Origin of the sequence: Inquilinus sp., assembly GCF_039594555.1 — a bacterium.
Lineage (GTDB): Bacteria > Pseudomonadota > Alphaproteobacteria > DSM-16000 > Inquilinaceae > Inquilinus.
This window is the reverse complement of record NZ_JBCNNF010000605.1, coordinates 1-3124: the sequence shown is the minus strand read 5'-3', so window position 1 is coordinate 3124 and position 3124 is coordinate 1. Positions and strand designations below refer to the sequence as shown.

Genomic DNA, 3124 nt, shown 5'->3' with positions numbered 1-3124 from the left:
CCTGGAGGGCCAGCGCCACTACGGCACCTACGATGCCAGCCTCAGCTGGGTCGGCAATGTGCTGAGGTGGTAAGGGGCGGCTGGGAGCCGCTCCGAGCGGCGAATCTTGCCCTCCGAGCAAGATTCCGATTGCCGGACGGCGCGGCGGGCCGCGATGCTTCGGTCCGCTTCCGTCGAGGATCTCCGTGATGATCGTCAGCCCCACCGGCCTGGCCGGGCTCGCCCTGATCGCCCTGGGCATGGTCTGCACCCCCGGGCCGAACATGATCTACCTGCTGTCGCGCTCGATCCTGCAGGGCCGGCTGGCCGGGGCGATCTCGCTGGCCGGCGTGGTGCTGGGCCTGCTCTGCTACATGCTGGCCTCGGCCATCGGCCTCACCGCGCTGATGCTCGCTGTGCCGCTGGCCTATGAGGCGGTGAAGCTGGCCGGCGCCGGCTACCTGCTGTGGATGGCCTGGAACTCGGTGCGGCCCGGCGCCGGCTCGCCGCTGCGGCCGCGCCGCGACCTCAAGCCCGACCGGCCGCGCAAGCTGTTCGCCATGGGCTTCCTCACCGCGCTCCTGAACCCGAAGATCGCGATCTTCTACGTCTCGCTGCTGCCGCAGTTCATCGACCCGGAGCGCGGCCATGTGCTGGCGCAGAGCGTGGTGCTGGGCGCCACCCAGGTGGCGATCAGCTTCAGCGTCAACCTGACGATCGTGCTGGCCGCCGGCGGCATCTCCGCCTGGTTCGCGACGCGGCCGACCTGGCTGCAGGTGCAGCGCTGGGTGATGGGCAGCCTGCTGGCCGGCTTCGCCGTGCGGCTGGCTTTCGACAAACGGCCGGTCTAGGCAAGGCCCTCCAGCTCCGCCGCCAGGAAGTCCTGCAGCGACTGTACCGCCGCCGGGTCCTCGGCCGGCCGGGCGGCGCGGTACAGGCCGAAATCGGCGCGCGGCGCCGGGGGCAGGCCCTCGGCCACGCCGACCACCCGCATCGCCTCGCGGATATGCCCGTCCAGCAGCACCGAGACGCCGAGGCCCGCCTCCACCGCGGCCTGGATCGCCGGGGTGCTGTGGCTGGTGCAGACGATGCGCCAGGCCCGGCCGGCGCCGTCCAGCGCCGCCAGCACCCGCTCCTGCCACAGGCAGGTCGCGGCGAAGGCCACCAGCGGCAGCGGCGCCGCGGGGTCGAGGCCGAAGCTCCGCGCCGCCACCCAGTGCAGCGGCCGGTGCCAGCGCGCCAGCGGCCGCGCCGCGATCAGGCCGGGGTCGCCGATGGCGAGGTCCAGCCCGCCGTCGCGCAGCCCCGCCTCCAGCGCCTGGCTGCCGTCGACCACCAGCTCCAGCCGCAGCCGCGGATGGGCCTCGGAGAAGCGGGCGAGGGCGCGGGGCAGGCGGCCGACCGCGACATCCTCCAGCAGGCCCAGCCGGACGGTGCCGGCGACCTGGTGCCCGGCCAGCACCCGCCGCGCCTCCTCGCTGGCGCCGAGCGCGCGATGGGCATAGCGCAGCAGCGTCTCGCCGGCTCCGGTCAGGCGGATGCCGCGGGGCGACCGGTCCAGCAGGCGCTGGCCGACATCCTCCTCCAGCCGGCGCAGCTGCATGCTGACCGCCGCCTGAGTTCGCGCCAGCCGGTCGGCCGCGCCGCTGACGCTGCGGGCCTCGACCACCGTGGCGAAGGTGCGCAGCAGGCCGAGGTCGAGATCCCGGACCATAACGATCCCTTATGCGGATATCAGGACTATCACGATACCTCCCCGGGCCGGCCTCGGCTATGGTGCCGGTCCCGCAACCACCGGGCCGCAGCATGACCACCGATTCCGAGACCAGGCCGGGCCTGACCGGGGGCGTCGCCGCCGCCGCGCTGATGGCGCTCGGCTCGATGACCCTGGTGCAGCTCGGCGCCGCTTTCGCCAAGCCGACGCTGGAGAGCTTCGGCCCGCTGGGCACGACCTGGCTGCGGCTGGCCTGGGCGGCGGTGCTGCTGGTCCTGATCACCCGGCCGAAGGTCCTGTCCTACAGCCGGGCGCAGTGGCGCGGCGCGATCCTGCTGGGCGCGGCGATGGCCGGCATGACGCTGTGCTACTTCCAGGCGGTGAACCGCATCCCGCTGGGCCTGGCCACGGCGATCGAGTTCCTCGGGCCGCTCGGCGTCGCCGCCTTCGGCATGCGCCGGGCCTGGCACGCGCTCTGGCCGGTGCTGGCCCTGGTCGGGGTGGTGCTGCTGGTGCATGACGGGTCGGCCTGGACCGTCGATCCGGTCGGCGCCGGCTTCGCCCTCGGCGCCGGCCTCGGCTGGGCGGTCTACATCCTGCTGATGAAGCGGGTCGGCCAGGCCTTCGAAGGGCTGCAGGGCCTGACCATGTCGATCGCGGTGGCCGCGCTGGTGGCCACGCCCTGGGGGCTGGCGGAGAGCGGCGGGCACATCCCGGCGGCGGTGCTGGGCATCACCATCGGCCTCGCCATCCTGGTGCCGCTCCTGCCTTACGCGCTGGAGATGATGGCCCTGCGGCGGATGCCCACCCGGGCCTTCGGCATCCTGATGAGCGCCGAGCCGGCGCTGGGCACGCTGATCGGCTTCGTCGTGCTCGGCCAGGCCCTCAGCCCCGCCCAGCTCGCCGGCATCGCGCTGGTCGTCGTCGCCAGCCTGGGCGCGGTGGCCGGAGAGTAGCTACCCCCGCCAGGCCGGCTTCAGCATCGGGTACAGGGCGCGGAAGCGCTGGTGCTTTTCCGCGTAGCGCTCGGCCAGGGCCGCGTCCGGCTCGACCACGCGGGCGGTCTGGGGGCGGGTGCAGACGGCCTCCGGCGCCTCGCCGGTCGCGGCCAGGCGGCCGAGGCGGGCGGCGCCGAAGGCCGGGCCCAGCTCGCCGCCCGCCGGATAGTGCAGCGGCCGGTTCAGCGCCGCCGCCAGGATCCGGCCCCAGAATGGCGAGCGGGCGCCGCCGCCGATCACCGACACCTCGCCGATCGCGGTGCCGGCGTCGGTCAGCGCCGCCTGGCCGTCGGCGAAGGCGAAGGCCACGCCCTCCAGCAGCGCCCGCACCAGCTGCGGCCGGCCGGTGGCGTGGGTCAGGCCGAGGAAGACGCCGGTCGCCGTCGGGTCGTTGTGCGGGGTGCGCTCGCCGGACAAATAGGGCAGGAACAGC

The 3124-nt window shown here is 74.3% G+C and carries 4 protein-coding genes; 2 read left to right on the top strand and 2 right to left on the bottom strand.

All coding sequences use genetic code 11. The annotated features are described in order from the left end of the window. The first annotated feature begins 188 nt into the window (after positions 1-188). Complete coding sequence (locus tag ABDW35_RS34850) at positions 189-830, top strand: LysE family translocator (protein WP_343718430.1); 642 nt, start codon at positions 189-191, stop codon at positions 828-830. On the opposite strand, the gene ABDW35_RS34845 is transcribed toward ABDW35_RS34850, so the two are convergent. Next, a complete protein-coding gene (locus ABDW35_RS34845; RefSeq protein ID WP_343718429.1) occupies positions 827-1693 on the bottom strand; it encodes a LysR substrate-binding domain-containing protein in 867 nt (288 codons plus the stop codon). The two genes, ABDW35_RS34850 and ABDW35_RS34845, sit on opposite strands and share 4 nt — an antisense overlap. Before the next feature lie 92 nt (positions 1694-1785). Between ABDW35_RS34845 and ABDW35_RS34840 the strand changes: the two genes are divergently transcribed. After that, positions 1786-2649, top strand: a complete 864-nt coding sequence (locus ABDW35_RS34840) for an EamA family transporter (protein ID WP_343718428.1) — start codon at positions 1786-1788, stop codon at positions 2647-2649. On the opposite strand, the gene ABDW35_RS34835 is transcribed toward ABDW35_RS34840, so the two are convergent. Then, on the bottom strand, positions 2650-3124 hold a 475-nt coding region (locus ABDW35_RS34835; RefSeq protein ID WP_343718427.1), incomplete at its 5' end, for an FGGY-family carbohydrate kinase.